At 39.0% G+C, this 16,546-nt stretch carries 13 protein-coding genes, 1 tRNA gene and 1 pseudogene; 5 read left to right on the forward strand and 10 right to left on the reverse strand.

Features of this window, described 5'->3' with window-relative positions; genetic code table 11:
• Nucleotides 1-381: 381 nt before the first annotated feature.
• The 6 genes from VB733_RS23815 to VB733_RS23840 form a co-directional block, all read right to left on the reverse strand.
• A complete protein-coding gene (locus VB733_RS23815; RefSeq protein WP_323342538.1) occupies nucleotides 382-609 on the reverse strand; it encodes a ferredoxin family protein in 228 nt (75 codons plus the stop codon).
• A gap of 176 nt (nucleotides 610-785) precedes the next feature.
• Nucleotides 786-1,994, reverse strand: coding sequence for an ATP phosphoribosyltransferase regulatory subunit (locus VB733_RS23820; protein WP_323342539.1), 1,209 nt, complete (start codon nucleotides 1,992-1,994; stop codon nucleotides 786-788).
• 3 nt (nucleotides 1,995-1,997) lie between these two features.
• Nucleotides 1,998-2,972: a J domain-containing protein gene (locus VB733_RS23825; protein ID WP_323342566.1), complete on the reverse strand. Its 975-nt coding sequence runs from the start codon at nucleotides 2,970-2,972 to the stop codon at nucleotides 1,998-2,000.
• A 76-nt stretch (nucleotides 2,973-3,048) separates the two neighbouring features.
• Nucleotides 3,049-3,870, reverse strand: a complete 822-nt coding sequence (locus tag VB733_RS23830) for an inositol monophosphatase family protein (protein WP_323342540.1) — start codon at nucleotides 3,868-3,870, stop codon at nucleotides 3,049-3,051.
• A 181-nt stretch (nucleotides 3,871-4,051) separates the two neighbouring features.
• A complete protein-coding gene (locus VB733_RS23835) occupies nucleotides 4,052-4,570 on the reverse strand; it encodes a thermonuclease family protein (RefSeq protein WP_323342541.1) in 519 nt (172 codons plus the stop codon).
• A gap of 124 nt (nucleotides 4,571-4,694) precedes the next feature.
• Nucleotides 4,695-5,063, reverse strand: coding sequence for a 2Fe-2S iron-sulfur cluster-binding protein (locus VB733_RS23840; protein ID WP_323342542.1), 369 nt, complete (start codon nucleotides 5,061-5,063; stop codon nucleotides 4,695-4,697).
• A 124-nt stretch (nucleotides 5,064-5,187) separates the two neighbouring features.
• Between VB733_RS23840 and VB733_RS23845 the strand changes: the two genes are divergently transcribed.
• Nucleotides 5,188-5,274 (forward strand) — tRNA-Ser (locus tag VB733_RS23845).
• Nucleotides 5,275-5,735: 461 nt separating this feature from the next.
• The gene (locus VB733_RS23850; RefSeq protein WP_323342543.1) at nucleotides 5,736-7,235 is read left to right on the forward strand and encodes an EAL domain-containing protein; all 1,500 of its coding nucleotides are present in this window, start codon (nucleotides 5,736-5,738) and stop codon (nucleotides 7,233-7,235) included.
• 324 nt (nucleotides 7,236-7,559) lie between these two features.
• On the opposite strand, the gene trxA is transcribed toward VB733_RS23850, so the two are convergent.
• Nucleotides 7,560-7,883, reverse strand: a complete 324-nt coding sequence (trxA, locus tag VB733_RS23855; RefSeq protein ID WP_096615770.1) for a thioredoxin — start codon at nucleotides 7,881-7,883, stop codon at nucleotides 7,560-7,562.
• A gap of 82 nt (nucleotides 7,884-7,965) precedes the next feature.
• Here trxA and VB733_RS23860 point away from each other — a divergent pair, with 82 nt between their 5' ends.
• Complete coding sequence (locus VB733_RS23860; protein WP_323342544.1) at nucleotides 7,966-8,325, forward strand: ArsR/SmtB family transcription factor; 360 nt, start codon at nucleotides 7,966-7,968, stop codon at nucleotides 8,323-8,325.
• Between the two features lie 34 nt (nucleotides 8,326-8,359).
• Here the strand turns inward: VB733_RS23860 and VB733_RS23865 are convergent, their stop codons facing one another.
• Together VB733_RS23865 and VB733_RS23870 are read right to left on the reverse strand one after the other, a co-directional pair.
• Nucleotides 8,360-9,157, reverse strand: coding sequence for a sterol desaturase family protein (locus VB733_RS23865; protein WP_323342545.1), 798 nt, complete (start codon nucleotides 9,155-9,157; stop codon nucleotides 8,360-8,362).
• A gap of 763 nt (nucleotides 9,158-9,920) precedes the next feature.
• Nucleotides 9,921-10,539: pseudogene (locus tag VB733_RS23870) on the reverse strand (transposase).
• 599 nt (nucleotides 10,540-11,138) lie between these two features.
• On the opposite strand from VB733_RS23870, the gene VB733_RS23875 reads away from it, so the two are divergent.
• Both VB733_RS23875 and VB733_RS23880 read left to right on the forward strand, forming a co-directional pair.
• Entirely contained in the window at nucleotides 11,139-14,180 is a 3,042-nt protein-coding gene (locus VB733_RS23875) for a valine--tRNA ligase (protein WP_323342546.1), read from the forward strand.
• Nucleotides 14,181-14,393: 213 nt separating this feature from the next.
• Complete coding sequence (locus VB733_RS23880; RefSeq protein WP_323342547.1) at nucleotides 14,394-14,828, forward strand: hypothetical protein; 435 nt, start codon at nucleotides 14,394-14,396, stop codon at nucleotides 14,826-14,828.
• Nucleotides 14,829-14,904: 76 nt separating this feature from the next.
• Here the strand turns inward: VB733_RS23880 and VB733_RS23885 are convergent, their stop codons facing one another.
• Nucleotides 14,905-16,542 (reverse strand): radical SAM protein, encoded by a 1,638-nt coding sequence (locus VB733_RS23885; RefSeq protein WP_323342548.1) that lies wholly within the window; start codon nucleotides 16,540-16,542, stop codon nucleotides 14,905-14,907.
• Nucleotides 16,543-16,546: the final 4 nt, after the last annotated feature.

Here is a 16,546-nt window from a genome sequence, read left to right on the forward strand (position 1 = left end):
CTTTTGAAGCAGTTTGATGAGGCTCGGAAATATTATTTCCGTTTCCTCTTTAATCTCAGTCCCAGATACTATCTCAGACTCTAAATTTCATTGACGAGGATTTATGTTACTATGACTTTCAAACTATTTACTTTTTTCGGTTCGGCGTGAAGCGCTTTTCTCTCAACCGCTCACTCGAACTAATCTAACAACTTTCACCCCCTTTGTCAACCCCCTCTCTCTACCTTTTTTATTTAAACCCCCAAGAGCTTGTAAATAGAGGCTTTTCTAATCTATTTAACTTTTTGTCTTTTGAGCGAGTTGTGTGAAATTTAGAATTTAACAGTCACTAGTTACTGAAAAGTGAAAGTCGCTACTGACTGTTGCTTGTTGGTGGACGTTCTATGAAGGGGTTTTCTGTAAGTCTGGTCTTTCTTCTGGGACGATCGCTCCTTCTACGGGACAAACTTGTAGGCAAATACCGCAGTCAATACATGTGGAAAAATCAATCCAGTACCAATCTGTTCCTTTAGTATTTTTTCCTGGTCCTTCATGAATGCAGGCAACTGGACAAGCAGTTACGCAATCAGCAACACCTTCACAAACATTAGTTACTATGGTGTGTGGCATGTGTTCCCTCTCTATATTTTGATTAAGTTATGTTAAGATTACTCTTTTTAGCCTAGCAAGAAAGGGAAAAGGGAAGAGGGAAGAGGGAAAAGATCAAGAAGAATTTTTTTAAAAATCAACCTAATTGTTTTTTAGAGCTTTGAGAAACCCCAGGGCTAGAAAATCTGGGGTATGCATTATACTGATTCGATCGCAGGGTCTTGATTGGCTTGAATCCAAACTATTTGCTCAATACAACGATCGCGTGCATATTGGCGTACAGTTTCACGGTCTCGTCCACCTAAGTCCATTTCTACACGAACTAAATCAGTAGATTTACGAAGTTTGGCGCAATAAGCGAAAGCATCTGTGTAAGCTTGTGGTGTTTCGGCAACTACCAACCAGTTTGTAACTGGCGTTGTTTGTGGGAGTTGCTGGGATGCGGATAATATTTGGTACAAATTATCAAGTAAGAAGACAAAACCGATACCGGGAACATCTTCTCCTTGAGGATGATATAGCCCTAGAAGTTTGTCATAGCGTCCGCCTCTGGCTATGGAAGTGGTGTTATTTTCAGTATTGCAAACAACTTCAAAGACAACACCAGTATAGTAATCTATGGTTTGAATCAGGCTCAGGTCAAGAATGATAGGGAAATTTCTGCGTGATTGTAGTAATTCGACTAAAGACTTTAGCTCATTAACTGCTGCTTCTTGGGATGGCTCAAGGGTAAGACTTGCGAGTTTAGGGAAAACATCAGCAGCATTTCCGCGTAAATCAAGCATAATTTGCGCTCGATCGCGTAGCTTATCATTTAAAGGTAGGGCATCAAGTGTAACTCGGTCTAAATGCGCTACGCAGTTACGAACGGAGGCACGTAAATGAGGAGGAAAAGCTTCAAGAAGCGATCGTGTGATTCCAGCTTCTCCTAAAATTAAATGCCAGTTGTTTAAATTCAGTGCTTGTAAACAATCGGCAACTAATAATAAGACTTCCGCATTTCCTAACAAACCAGCACCGCCAAGTAACTCCACACCTGCTTGATAAAATTCTTGCTGGCGATTGTGCTTGGATTCTCGCGTACGTTGAAAAACATTAGCATTGTAATAAAGGCGTTGCGGATAAGCCGCACCGGCTAGCCGCGTTACCGCAGTCCGAGCAATTGAAGCAGTTAATTCCGGACGCAAACCTAATTCTTCTTCTTCTGAATTTTGCAATTGAATCACTGTACGGGGTTGAATTGCACCTCCTGCCATTAACGTATCCATACGTTCTAGCGTGGAGGTGATAATTCGGTGATATCCCCAACGGTGAAATACCTGTTGCAATCTATCTTCTATCCAGCGTTTTTGAGCGACATCAAGGGGTAACAAATCTCTTGCACCCGTTGCTGGTTGGTAAACCATAAATTATTTTTTCTTTCCACCAAATAAACCGCCAAATAAACCACCTCCGCCGGACTTATCTGCTGGCTTTGTTCCTGTACTTGACGAGGCTGTGGGCTTCGTTGTACCAGATTTTTGCCCCAGAAATTGTTCGATTTTGCGTTTTCCCTCAGACGCTTCTTTGTCGTTCGGGTCTAATTGCAAGGCGCGGTCAAAATGGACTTTTGCCATTGTGATTTGATTTTGCTTTAAATATACTACTCCGATCGCGCTATGACAGCGACTATTATTTGGTGCGAGTTTAATTGCGTCTTGAAGTTCAATTCGTGCTTGTGCAAATTGATTCTTCAACATTAATTCTTGGGCACGTCGCAAATATTGGGCAACGTTTGCATCTTCTTTATTTGTGGTGTGTTGAGATGATGTAGCTTCAGTGTTTTCCGCAGTTTGACCTGTATTTGTTTTTGTTTTTGGTGTTGATGTTGCTGGGGGTGCAGATGCAGATGCAGATGCAAATTTTTTACCAGCAGTTCGCATCAAGTACACCAAGTTGAGTTCACTAACGTAAGCAATTATTTTCACAGCTTGCGATAGATTATCATATTGGGTCTCAGAAATTTTAGCGATCGCACTTCTATATAGTTGCTCGACATTTGGCACAGCTGCCAGTTGTCTGGCTGGCTCGCTACTTAAATCTACTGAGGCAGATTCCTGTACCAAGCGCTTACCCATTTGTGAAAGAACTACCATGTATTCTGTGCGAGACTTGTCTTGGGAAAGTTTCTCGTAAGCTGGGTTAACTAATTTAGATAGTAATTCACTTGCCAGTTGTTTCTCTTCGACGCTAGCAGATGCACAGCTATCTGGATGCAATCTTCGGGCGATTTTGAGATACCGCTTGCGGATTTCTTTACTATCCGCATCAACTGGAACGCATAAAACTGCGTGATAATCTATGAAATCAAATTTAAATAATCCGCGTTCGATTTTCAAAGACATATAGCGCCATAAGAAAAGTTTTTCCATTAATCTTTCTAGTGTACTTCTCTTATTTCAAATGGCTATAAATTTGATACTAGTATTGTCCCCATGTGCTTAGAGGGGGAAGATTCATCAATTCTTTACTGACAGTGTCATGAATACAACCATTAGTAGCGAGTATGCGACCGGAATAAATTTCTAATGGTGAGTCATCGTAGGCTGTAACCCTTCCTCCAGCTTCGCGAACCATGATAATTCCGGCTGTCATATCCCAAGGGGCAATTCCTCTTTCCCAGTAACCATCAACACGTCCACAAGCTACGTAGGCTAAATCTAGTGCTGCTGAACCACTACGCCTGACACCTTGAGTCAGGTGAGTAAAATGACAAAACTCTGCGTAATTGTTATCAGTTGTTTCACGACGATCATAAGCAAAGCCTGTAACCAGTAAACTTTTGTTTAGTTCTGAAGTGTTGGAAACTTGGATGGGGTGGCGATCGCGTGTTGCCCCTAAACCCGCAGCAGCACGAAATAGTTCATTATGGAAGGGGTCGTAAATAACTCCAATTTGCGGTATCCCATCGATTAACAGCCCAATGGAAACGGCAAAAGCTGGATATTGATGAGCAAAATTTGTTGTCCCGTCAAGAGGATCGATCGCCCAAAGAAATTTCTTATTTTGATTTCCTAATTCTCCAGATTCTTCTGAAAGAATTGCATGTTCGGGAAGGTGACGGTTAAATATCTCCAGAATTACCTCTTCAGAAGCTTTATCTGCGGCTGTAACTAAATCTCCAGGACGACCTTTTTCGACTATGGAATCTTCAATTTTACCCAAATAGTCTTGAAGTACAGCACCCCCAGCTAATGCAGCCTCGGTAGCTATATCTAGGAAAGTTTTGAGTTGTTCTTTCATAGTTGCTGATAACTGAGTAATAAAAAATAATATTATTTTTGTTGATTTTGTGCTGTGAGAATACCTGAATCACCGATGAGGCATGGGCTAAATAGCGATCGCATTTAATCCGGAAATTATGTATCCCCCTCTGCTGCTACTTTGACTCAGTATTGAATCCCCACAATAATTTAACGATAATTTAACGATTGACTCGGCGAAATTCTGCTGGGGAAACACGCATAGGTTTTTCTGGATTCCAAATGCCTTGTCCCATGAGTCTTGCCCATTGTTGGGCGCGTTCTAATTTGAGATCATACTTGTGATTGGGCGATCGCGCGGCAAATATTGCCAGTCCATCTTTAACTAATTGTTCATTTAATAATAATTTCTCTTTCCAAACATAAGCTATTATACGCCCCGTTTTATCTTTGGCTTCGATGTCAAATTCTAAATTCACAGGTTGTTCAGCAATTAATTCTTGCAAATGCTCTTTAGCATTATCTCCCCAGGGACGTTGGCGCAAATCTGGTGCATCAATACCAATCAAACGAACTTGGGAAACTAAATTTGGTTGCTCCCCCAATCCCATTACTTCAAAAGTTTGTCCACTAACTACTCGTACTACTTTTACTTGTATTGGTGCATTTTCTGCTTGTTTCTGAGGTTGACACCCAGCAAGTATAAGTATGAAAAAAAATAAAATTATGTTTTTTGTCATAAAAATTGGCAATTGGGGGTAGGGAATTGAAGAAGGGAAACACAAAGAGAGAAAAGGAACTTTTCTATATCTCTTAGTTCCCACACCTAATTATTTTTAGTATCTTCTTCCCTGATTCCCCTAATTAATCTTCATCTAAAGGTAAACCGGCGCGAACTTTTCCTTTCGCAAAAAAGCGACCAAATTGGAGTTCGTAAACTTCATCTTCATCTTGGGTTTCGACTTCTATATCCGAACGGGCATAGCTAACACACAGTAAAGCATAGCCTTTTTCGCGTAACTCTGGTGAAAGCCCGATTGCCTCTGGTTGATGAATTTCTCCTGATAGTACCCGGACTGCACAAGCTGTACAAGCACCATTTCGACAGGAAAAGGGTAAATCTTTACCTTGTTTTTCAGCACTGTGGAGGATGTAGCGGTCATCAGGGACTTGAAAAGTGTGGGTAATTCCTTTGGCGCGATCGCGTACTGTAATCCTATGTATATTAGACATTGCGGTGTTATGGCTGTGAAATATTTAGTGCTATTCCGGAAATTTGAGAATTTATTTTGAAATTCAATCAAAATATTATTGCAGTTTCTGGATTTAAATTGTATGATACTAACTTGTGACATCTGGAGAGATGGCCGAGTGGTTGAAGGCGCAGCACTGGAAATGCTGTTTGGGGGCAACTTCAACGAGGGTTCGAATCCCTCTCTCTCCGTTTACAAGAAGTTAATTTATCAAATACCTCTTGCAAGGAACATTGTCAAGTCTTTGCAAGATGGTTTTCATTCGACATAGCAATCTATAAATTCTAATATTTAAAGTCATGCATTCAATGTGATGTATCAAATCATTATTCACATGTGAATTATTTGTTTAAAAATGCTAGTACATTTCGGCGGAAATGAACAAACCATTCTCAAGTGACAAAAAGCTTATTTTAGAAACTTTATTCCTTCTGCCTTCAGCTACTAGTGAAATTTATCTAAGAGAAAAGCTTCATTTGGTCACTTTTTCCGATATATTATTTTCTATGCTCAAAATAAATATATCGTAATTACAGGTGGAGAAATAAAAATAGTATTGCTATTTTTATATATACTATTCTTTACCTATTTTCACTTTCTCTGTGTTACCTAAAGAGAGAAAGTATAAAACAGGCTGGAAATAACAAAAGTTATGCATCCACTCAACCAATCACAGCAAGCAGGAAATAAGATACCCTTAAATGAAGCAATAGTTGATATTGTAGCGCAGTCAGGGGAACAGAAGAGTCAGATTGAACAAACAAAATATTTACATAATTACTTAGAGTATTACGAAGATTTTATTGATCGATTAATTACCCAATTTAATTTAACTCGCAGAAATACTCAAAATTATTCAGAAATAGATGTTTTGAATACAATCAGCCATGCATCAGATGCTGATTTAGTTTTGGTTTTAGTTGGCGATCGCGAAGAAAAATGGGATATTAAACACAGAAGTAATTTGAATGACAACTTAAATTATGATGACGACGAAAAAATAATTACTCAAATTATCTCATCTATAAATTTTGAGCAGATTTTTAATCCTGCCTATCATGGTACATATCATATCTATCAAGATAATCAAAATATATCGAAAGCGTTTGTCGTTTTACCATTGCAAGAATTCTCGCAAGCAGAAGTAATAGTAATCTGTGGATTAACAATAGGTTCTAATTTACTAGTAGATGTTTATGGAAAAATTATATCTAGTTTTTATCAAGCTAGTCAGCATAATTTTCCAAAAGTAGAAGTCATTGAAGCGACAATTTTAGATTCTCTCAAATACAACTTTGGTTTTTTATCATCTTCTCTATATCAAAGAAGATTTGACTTATTTTATCAAAGGCTCAAACAAATGGTTGTATATTTTGAGCCAGTTTTAAATCTAGAACCAGATGATTTATTTATTAGTGGGTGGGAAGCTCTAGCACGTAATCCTGAAAACTATACTGCACCTACAGACTTATTTACAGCCGCAGAATTATGGGGTTCCAGATTTACTGTGGAACTAGATCGATATTTTCTGAACATTGCTTGTGAAAGCTATCGTCATGCTCGTCAATTAACACAAAGACGCGCGGGTGATGTCGTTCCTTTATCTGTAAATGTCTATCCTGAATCAATTATGCGATCTGATTATTTTGAAGCAGTTCAGCAAATAGTTAAAGATAGGATTATTTCACCGCGTAATTTGATTTTAGAAATATCAGAAAAATCAGAATTGCCTCAATTTGATCATGGTATACGCCTGCAAAATCCCTTACAAACATTTAAAAGTCGCTTGATTGAATATGTAAGCCAACTGAAAGTCAGATTTGCAATTGATGATTTTGGTGTTGGTTATGCTTCTGTATCCAGATTAGCGGGATTAAACCCATCTCATGTCAAAATTGATCGCGAACTTTTACAACATCATTCCAGCCATATCATTATTAATTTTGTGCATGAATTAGTGGGGGCAAACAATTTAAATCCCGCGAAAGTAATTGTTGAAGGTATAGACGAAACTATAGCAATTAGCTTGCGCTTGTTAAGAGAAATAGGTGTGAGTTACATTCAAGGACATTTAGTCGGCAAGCCGCAACCAGAAGTGTATCGCTTGAGTCAAGATAAATATGATGAGTTAAAAAAAATGCTATTGCAATAGACACTAGTGGTTCGCCAACCCAGAATTGACGGGTTGAGATTGACTTGGAGATAAGCTGTCGCGTATTTAATTTGTATATTAGACGCGGGCTTTCCGTACACGGAGTTTTCCGTGAAGAACATCTCCCCGGAAACTCCTCTCCGCACTACAATAATCTCCGCATTACAATAACTTGATGTTTTCGATTTATACAATTTAGCTGCACATCAGGTTGAGGAAGCCGGAAAAGGAAATACGGAAAGGGATACAAGTGACATAAATACTCCCTTCTACGTATTTCCCACTCTTCCCTACTTCCGTATTTTCCACTACCTATTAACTTTGTTACATGTGCTGTGATAGAGTTTTAGTAAGTGTATTCTTGGGAACAGCACCTACTACTGTATCTACCTGCCGACCGCCTTTAAAAACCATTAGTGTGGGAATGCTACGGATTCCATAATGGCTGGCAACCGTGGGATTTTGGTCAGTGTTCAGCTTCACTACTTTCACTTGTCCTTCATATTCGGTGGCTATTTCATCTACTACTGGAGTCACCATCCGACAAGGACCACACCAGGGTGCCCAGAAATCTACCAACACAGGTATCGTACTTTCCAAAACTTCTTGTTTGAATGTGGCTTCTGTCACATTTGTAACGGATGACATATTTGCCCTCCTCGTAGTATTTCGTTAGTTCGAGAAAATCGAATAAATAAAATATAGTCCTTTTTGTTAGATAATGCAAGGTATGAGATTTTTGTATCATCCAGACCGGAAAGATATGACATTAGCGGGAGTCCTATATGCTTTAGGAGACCCGGTACGTTTAGAGATAGTTAGGCTGTTAGCAACAAAAGGCGAACAGTGCTGTGCTGGCTTTGATTTTGCGATCGCAAAATCAACGATGTCGAACCATTTTAAGATTTTGCGGGAGTCGGGGGTAGTGCTAACCCGGAAGGAGGGCACACAGCACATTAACACCTTACGGAGAGATGACTTAGAGACTTTGTTTCCAGGGTTATTGGATGCAATATTGCGTTCTGCAATACCTTTGCAGGTTTGTGCATCATCGAAAGAGGTTGTTGGTGTTGGTGTTGCCAATAATTAAAGATCAAGAATAATGTAGAGATGCACTGCTAATGCTACTTGATTTTACCCGCGATCGCATCTCTACTTACTTTTTTTACTGATTCTCTTAATGGTAAAAGAATTAAATTCAAGATATTTAGATGTTGATGATATTCTGGCAATCCTAATTTGATTTTTTCCGGATATTTTGGATAAGCACAAGTATGCCATAATTTATCCCAAATAGTTAAAACACTAGCGTAATTAGATTGAGTATCTTGAAAAAATTGCGAATGGTGTAAACGATGAATATTTGGTGTGACAATAAAATAGCTGAGGAATTTATCAACTTTCCTGGGCATTGCCCAATTACTGTGATGAAAAACTAACTCGATTGCTAGAGTGATTTCATAACATAGTAAATAACTAGGTTTAATGGCACATAACCAAATTAATAATAATTTCGGGACGTTGGATGCAATTACTTCGACTGTATGAAAACGGTAAGCAGTCGATGTATTCATTGATATTTCTGTATGATGAACTTGATGAAAACGCCATGCTACGGCATATTTATGCATTAAACGATGCCAAAGATACATATATAAATCGAGTAATAAAAAAGCAATCAAACCTCCTAGCCAGGGGGACTTAATATAATTTAGACTGCCAAGTAAAGATGGTTGTTGCCAAATCCAATACAAACTAAAAGCAATAGTAATACTATTGATAAAGACATTAATAATACCCAAGATGATATTCGGGTAGGTTCTTTGATTAAAGCTAGATTGGAAATAAAAAAAAGGAAAAATAGTTTCTAAAAAAGCAAAGATGAAAACACTGTTAACCACAGCAATTGATTTCCAGTCCATTTTAAGTATTCACTCCCCTAACAGAAGTAATTATCAATAATTGTTAGTTCAGAGAACAAGCGTAAAAATAAAACTTATAACCTAAAATATTTTTTCTTTGTCGCAAATATTGAATCAGACAAAATTACTTGACTAGTAATTATTTTTAATTGCTGAAGACACTCAGCTGAGTCACTGCAAATACTCGCACTGTATTCCACGCAATTTTGGCGATAAAGCTTCGCCCGTATATTCTGAGCTTGTTAGTAGTTATTTGCTTCATCATCAAATTTACTCCTTGAGAGTTAAAACTGCCTGATTTTCGGCTCATAACTCTTAAGTTACCCATTTTGAGACCAAAGTTCATCAAGTTTATGGAAAAAGCGGATTTATTTAATGAACGATAGGGTTGGGGAGAGGTATTAAAATTCTTATCTTCTGTCGATATGTAAATCGGAAATAAAAACAAGAAGATGATTTAAAGATTAATTTTGAGTTCAGATTTATGACTGTTAATATCAATGGGGAATATTCAACTTTTATAGCCATTAACAAAATATTTCAGGAAATTATACTTTTACCCATGTAGTTACCTCTAGATGTGATAAAACGCATCACGACAGTACGTAAGTAAAAGATTAAGGTGCATTTTCCTTATGCACCAAGCATTCTACAGGGGTTGTGGAGAGAGATAGATTCATTTCTTGACACAACCCTTTTTCTAAGAAAAAGGCAAAATCTATGATTTGACAAGTAAAAACTAAAATATACTCATATAGGAATCCTATTTGATTTTTGAATAAGCTCCGTACATTTGAAGGGTAGGGAAATCAAAGGTAGTGTGTTGGATAAACCACTCAAACATCCACTTTAAATAGCGAAATGTTGGAATTAAAGCGCAGAAACGTCGAACCCAAGTTTTGGCTTGCAACCAAATATCCTCTATAGGGTTTTGCTCCGGGCAATTGGGAGCAAAGCGGACACAATGTATTTTCCATTGTTCAGTGGACAAACCTTGATTGATGGAGTCCAAGAAAGCTCGAACCGTATTGAGAGCGATGGTAACTAGCACCATCCCAAAAAATCAGTAACCGTTGTTCGGCAGACTCAGCTACCAGATATCGCATGTAATCAATGGTCGAGTCTGAGTTTCCTTTATCGTAGGCTTGTTTCCAGCCTGTTATTGATCCTCGTGATACCTCTAGAATTGTTTGAATCTCATCATACAAGTAACCTTGATAAACCAGCTTTACTGCTAACGCTTTCCTTAGTTCACGCGCATCTGGACGCAAAGCTATAAAATCTTGTAGTTCGGCGATCGCATGAAGTGCTATTTTCTCTGCTGACTGTTGCTGGGATACTCCTACTGGAAATGTCCCCGTTGATAAATCCAGGTTCATCATTGTTGCTTATAAGACTTGTATACATTTCCGTATTATTTCGCAGTCTTATTCAGAAATCAAATAGGAGTCCTAATAATATCAAAATTTTAAAATTCTATTTTTGTTTAAGGGGCTATATATAAAGTAAATCTTAATGCTCAAGAAACCCGTTTTCTCCCCGTATAACTATGCTTAATATTCACTTTATAAATTGTCTCTAAGTTTTTAGAGTCTATGCCAAATTGAATTTAGGCACAGTATAAAGAACATTCATAATCCAAGAAATAAACTTTTGAAATTAAGATTTAGTGTATAAATTTCCTCTCAGGGTTACTCTTTATACTATTATTTGTGCGATCGCAGAATTTCTTGCTGTGATTTTTTGCTGCAATTTCCAGCATTAATTTCTCTCCCTATCCCCGCTTCTCACAGTCTCAGCGTCTGCCTAAACGATAAGTGACTATTTAACTCAAGCATCCCCCAGTTTGAAAATCTCCCATATTTATGCTTTAATTTCCAGGGTTATACAAGCCGCTTACCAAACCCTGTGGCAAAATTTATAAAATAATCTCAATCAAAATATCTCAAATCAAAGTCCTTCCACATTAATTATTCCCAGCATGACCGCAACAATACCCAACACCAACCTCCCCAGCGTTTACGATTCCCAAGCCGCAGAAGCAAAATGGCAAAAATTTTGGGAAGATAACCAAATCTATAAAGCAGACCCCAGCAAGCCGGGTGAGCCTTACTGCATCGTTATTCCACCCCCAAATGTTACCGGAAGCTTGCATATGGGACATGCTTTCGACAACTCACTCATTGATTTGTTGGTTCGCTACAACCGGATGAAGGGAAAAAATGCTTTGTATCTCCCTGGAACCGATCATGCCAGCATTGCAGTTCAAACCATCCTGGAAAAGCAACTCAAGGAAGAGAAAAAAACACGCTACGATTTGGGACGAGAAAAGTTCTTAGAAAGGGCTTGGCAGTGGAAGGCTGAGTCTGGGGGAACTATTGTCAATCAATTGCGGCGCTTGGGTGTGTCGGTGGATTGGACGCGTGAAAGATTTACGTTAGATGAAGGTTTATCGAAGGCTGTTTTAGAAGCTTTTGTCAGGCTTTACGATGAAGGCTTGATTTATCGGGGTGAGTATTTAGTTAATTGGTGTCCGGAGTCCCAGTCTGCGGTTTCCGATTTGGAAGTTGACCAAAAAGAGGTGAATGGAAACCTCTGGCATTTCCGCTACTCCCTGACAGATGGTTCCGGATATCTGGAAGTGGCAACAACCCGTCCGGAGACGATGTTGGGAGATACTGCGATCGCGGTTAATCCTAGTGATGAACGCTACCAAAATTTCATTGGTAAGTCAGTAAAATTACCAATTATGATGCGGGAAATCCCCATTATTGCTGATGAGTTGGTTGACCCCAGTTTCGGTACTGGTTGTGTGAAGGTGACACCAGCACATGATCCGAATGATTTCCAAATGGGTAAGCGCCACAATTTGCCGTTTATCAATATCATGAATAAGAATGGTACTCTCAACGAAAATGCTGGGGATTTTCAAGGACAAGACCGTTTTGTGGCACGGAAGAATGTAGTTGCCCGTTTGGAAGCTAATGGTATTTTGGTCAAAGTTGAGGACTACAAACATACAGTTCCTTACAGTGAAAGGGGTAAGGTTCCCGTTGAGCCTTTGCTCTCAACCCAGTGGTTTGTGAAGATTCGTCCCATCGCTGATAAAACTCTGGCATCTCTTGATAACCAAAATTCACCTAATTTTGTTCCTCAACGTTGGTCTAAGGTTTACCGTGATTGGTTGGTAAAGTTGGAGGATTGGTGTATCTCTCGCCAACTTTGGTGGGGACATCAAATTCCCGCTTGGTATGCGGTGAGTGAGACAAATGGGGAAATTACTGAGACTACGCCGTTTGTGGTGGCGAAAAGCGAAGCGGATGCTTGGGAGCGGGCGAAACAACAATTTGGCGAGGAAGTTAAGCTTGAACGTGACCCGGATGTTTTAGATACATGGTTTTCTTCGGGGTTGTGGCCCTTCTCAACCTTGGGCTGGTCGGAGCAAACTCCTGATTTGGCGAAGTATTACCCGACGAGTGTCTTAGTCACTGGATTTGACATCATTTTCTTCTGGGTAGCCAGAATGACAATGATGGGGACACACTTAACCGGGAAAATACCGTTTCAGGATGTTTACATCCACGGTTTGGTTCTTGATGAAAAGGGTAAGAAAATGTCGAAGTCGCAAAACAACGGCATTGACCCTTTGTTATTAATTGAGAAGTATGGTACCGATGCGCTACGTTATTACTTAATTAAGGAAGTGACGGGTGCAGGACAAAATATCCGCTTTGATTACGATCGCAAAAAGAATGAGTCGGGGGCAGTGGAGGCGGCACGGAATTTTGCCAACAAAATCTGGAATGCTTCGCGATTTGTGATGATGAATCTCGATAATCAAACCCCAGCCCAGTTGGGTATGCCCCCAGCCACGGAACTCAGTGATAAATGGGTACTTTCACGGTATAACAAAGTTGTGAAGCAAACTAATGAGTACCTCAGTAATTATGGAATGGGTGAAGCTGCAAATGGTTTGTATGAGTTTATTTGGGGTGATTTTTGCGACCAGTATATTGAGCTAGTCAAATCTCGCCTCCAACCAACTGCCAATGCTGATTCCCGGAAGGCGGCACAGCAAACACTGGCGTATGTATTGGAAGGTATTTTGAAATTACTCCATCCCTATATGCCCCATATCACTGAGGAAATATGGCACACCTTGACTCAGCAAGGGGCTGATTCTCAACAAAGTTTGTCCTTGCAACCTTACCCAGAGGCGGAGGAAACACAAATAGATTTAGCCTTGGAAGAGGAATTTGATTTATTGTTGAGTACAATTCGCACGATTCGGAATTTACGTGCGGAGGCAGATGTCAAACCTGGAGCCAAAGTCGCAATTAATTTACAAACTGACAGCAGCAAAGAACAAAAAATTCTCACCGCCGGCGAGGTTTACATTAAGGATTTGGCAAAGGTGGAGAGTTTAACTATTGGCGGCAGTCATGAAAATAAGGCTCAAGTCTCCACTCCACCCAAAAAACAATTCAAATTCAGTCAAATTCAGTGGCGATTGCTATTGAAAGTCATTAGTATCCTGTTTTTGCTACGCATCACAATTGCCGTTGCCGATGTCATTGATGATATTCCCTTATTTAGGGAATTCTTTGAAATCATTGGTTTTAGCTTCTCTACTTGGTTTATAGCCAAAAATCTCTTAAATACAGAAGCACGCGATCGCTTCTTGAAAGCATTATCCAGCAATACCCAAAAAATGCAAACTCAATTACAAGATGAGTTACAAACTGTAGCAGAACCGGAAGAAAAAGCAATTGCTGGGGTTGTGGGTACAGTGCAAGTGATTTTACCTTTAACTGGGGTTGTGGATATCGAAGCTTTTAGTGGGAAACTGCAACGAAAACTTGACAAAATAGAGGGCGAAACCAAATCCCTTTCTGCTAGACTAAGTAACCCAGGTTTTGTCAATAATGCTGCACCCGAAGTAGTTCAAAGTGTACGCGATAATTTAACAGAAGCTGAAAAACAAGCGGAAATTTTACGCGAGAGAATCCGTAAGTTAGCCTAATCAAGTAATGAGTGCTAAGTGCGAAGTTGGAAGTAATTCAGAAAAAGTCTCTTTCTAATTTATTTTCCAACTTAACACCAAAGCGCTTGCAGACTCTACGTAGGCACTAAGGGCGTAAGCCTTCTTGTAGAGTATTGTTGTATATAAGTCTCCTTGCGAGAACTGACGCAGTCGCTCATCTACCTTGTCTACAGCACTCAGCCCTAAATATCTATGCTGTATTTAGCTCAAGTACATAGAAATGAATTCCTCGAACAACGTCAACTACGTTTGTTAGCACGTCAAGAAGCTGAGAACATGTGGGTAATTATCCCAGAAGAAGCGTTTATTCTTTTGGGAAAAGGTAACATCTTAAATGAGAAATTACTGGTTTTAGTCGAATTATCACCCACTGGCGATATCGAACGAATCGAAGAGGCTACTAACTGGGTATTACATTTGGTACAAACCTACCTTTTAACAGGAATTAGCCCAGAGTATCTTCGCCAAGAAACTGAGCGTGCCGAACAATGGCGACAAAACTTAACTTTACAAAATCAAGATTTAGCCCGTCGTTCATTGGAATTGGAAGCACGACGCGAACAAATTCAAGCATTAGAAGAAAGTTTAAAGCGTGAGAAAAGTAGTAATTCTGATGAAGAAGTTTAAAATTATCTCAAACCTATACTTATTAAATAAGTTGATAAAATTACAATTATTTGATTTTAAATATTTGATTTTAAACTCAATTAAGTATTAACTCGCTAGAGGATTTCATCAAACTTTGAGCTTCACCTAAATGCTTTAATAATGTATGTTGGGGTAAGGCACCTTGTAAATGATGCCACGGTAAAATTTGCTCATGTGACCATTCATCATAAACGTAAAAATTTAAATCGGGAAGTTGTCCTTTTAATTCTTTAAATGCACGTTTATAACTACCCAATGAATCACCAAAACTGCGTGTTAATTCTAACAACTTTGATATTCTTCTATCCCCACGAGAAATTAATGCTTGAATAATCGACCAATTATAACTTTCAGGACGAAAATCAATTCCTTGTGGTTTTAATTGCTTTTGCAAAAATTGTAATCTCTTTTCCGCCTGTTTATTCACACCATACCATTGAAAAGGTGTATGTGCTTTGGGCACAAAAGAACTACAACCCAAAGTTAATCTTAAGCCCGGTGCAGCTTTTTTAATCACTTTCATCATGGCTACAGTCGCATCTAAATCTGATTCTTCCTCACCTGGGATTCCCACCATCCCATATAACTTTAACCCCGATAAACCACCAGATTTAGCATTAATAGCAGCTTGTATAATATCTTCCTGTTCTAGTTTCTTATTAATAATGCTGCGAACCTTTTCCGAACCACTTTCAACAGCGATTGTTAAAGACTTTGTATCACGTTTTGCCAAAGTTTGTGCCAATTCGACTGTAACAGTATTTGTCCGCACAGAGGCAATACTTAAACGCACATCATCATATTTAGGCTGATTAATATAATCCAGTAACTCATGAAATTCAGGATGTTGCGTGACGGAAGCCCCCAATAAACCCAAGCGATTGGTAACTTGTAAACCGCGTTCAATTGCCGGAATTAATGAACCCTCTAAACTTGCAGTTCTAAAGGGTAATGTGAGATAGCTAGCCAGACAGAAACGACACATTTCTGGACAACTGCGTACCACTTCCACCATAAAAATATTTTCCCAGGCGGCTTTTTCTGTCACCACAGTGGAAGCAGATAAAGTATTCCCACGATAGGTTTGTTTTTGGACTACAGCAGGTACTGTTGATGAGATTGGTTGAATTGATTTAATTGCCCCATCTAAGCTATGGTACTCGACTTGATAAAGGCTAGGAATGTAAATTCCGGGAACTTGTGCTAGTGCTATTAATTGAGTTTTTCGATCAGCATTTCTTACTTCTTTGTAAGCATCAATAAAATTACCAAGTAGGTTCTCGCCATCTCCCAAAAGAATAACATCAAAAAATTCTGCAAATGGTTCGGGATTTGCAGTGAGAACAGTCCCGCCACCAAATACTATTGGGTGATTATCCTGACGTTGATTAGCACGAATCGGAATATTTAAAGACTCAAGTAAATTTAAAATATTCACATAATCTAATTCCCAAGAAACCGAGAACCCTAATATTTCCGCTTGTCGAGGCAGTGTTTCCCTAATATCAGTAAATAAACGACTGACTTCTAAATCATCACGCATTGCTAAAGTTGACCAAACTATCTGATAACCCAGACTAGTAATGCCAACTGTATATTCATTCGGGAAGGCAAAAATTACAGGGATAGCGTCATTTTTCGGAGTTGCAGGTGTAAAAAGAAGATGTTCTAATGCGAATAAAGAAGATGACATTTGT

The organism is Calothrix sp. UHCC 0171, from assembly GCF_034931845.1.
GTDB lineage: Bacteria > Cyanobacteriota > Cyanobacteriia > Cyanobacteriales > Nostocaceae > Brunnivagina.

What these genes read in the sequence shown, in the direction of transcription:
- VB733_RS23830 (WP_323342540.1), bottom strand. Translation starts at nt 3,870, where the DNA reads ATGAAAGAACAACTCAAAACTTTCCTAGATATAGCTACCGAGGCTGCA.
- VB733_RS23825 (WP_323342566.1), bottom strand. Translation starts at nt 2,972, where the DNA reads ATGTCTTTGAAAATCGAACGCGGATTATTTAAATTTGATTTCATAGAT.
- VB733_RS23815 (WP_323342538.1), bottom strand. Translation starts at nt 609, where the DNA reads ATGCCACACACCATAGTAACTAATGTTTGTGAAGGTGTTGCTGATTGC.
- VB733_RS23875 (WP_323342546.1), top strand. Translation starts at nt 11,139, where the DNA reads ATGACCGCAACAATACCCAACACCAACCTCCCCAGCGTTTACGATTCC.
- VB733_RS23880 (WP_323342547.1), top strand. Translation starts at nt 14,394, where the DNA reads ATGCTGTATTTAGCTCAAGTACATAGAAATGAATTCCTCGAACAACGT.
- trxA (WP_096615770.1), bottom strand. Translation starts at nt 7,883, where the DNA reads ATGTCATCCGTTACAAATGTGACAGAAGCCACATTCAAACAAGAAGTT.
- VB733_RS23865 (WP_323342545.1), bottom strand. Translation starts at nt 9,157, where the DNA reads ATGGACTGGAAATCAATTGCTGTGGTTAACAGTGTTTTCATCTTTGCT.
- VB733_RS23840 (WP_323342542.1), bottom strand. Translation starts at nt 5,063, where the DNA reads ATGTCTAATATACATAGGATTACAGTACGCGATCGCGCCAAAGGAATT.
- VB733_RS23885 (WP_323342548.1), bottom strand. Translation starts at nt 16,542, where the DNA reads ATGTCATCTTCTTTATTCGCATTAGAACATCTTCTTTTTACACCTGCA.
- VB733_RS23860 (WP_323342544.1), top strand. Translation starts at nt 7,966, where the DNA reads ATGAGATTTTTGTATCATCCAGACCGGAAAGATATGACATTAGCGGGA.
- VB733_RS23835 (WP_323342541.1), bottom strand. Translation starts at nt 4,570, where the DNA reads ATGACAAAAAACATAATTTTATTTTTTTTCATACTTATACTTGCTGGG.
- VB733_RS23850 (WP_323342543.1), top strand. Translation starts at nt 5,736, where the DNA reads ATGCATCCACTCAACCAATCACAGCAAGCAGGAAATAAGATACCCTTA.
- VB733_RS23820 (WP_323342539.1), bottom strand. Translation starts at nt 1,994, where the DNA reads ATGGTTTACCAACCAGCAACGGGTGCAAGAGATTTGTTACCCCTTGAT.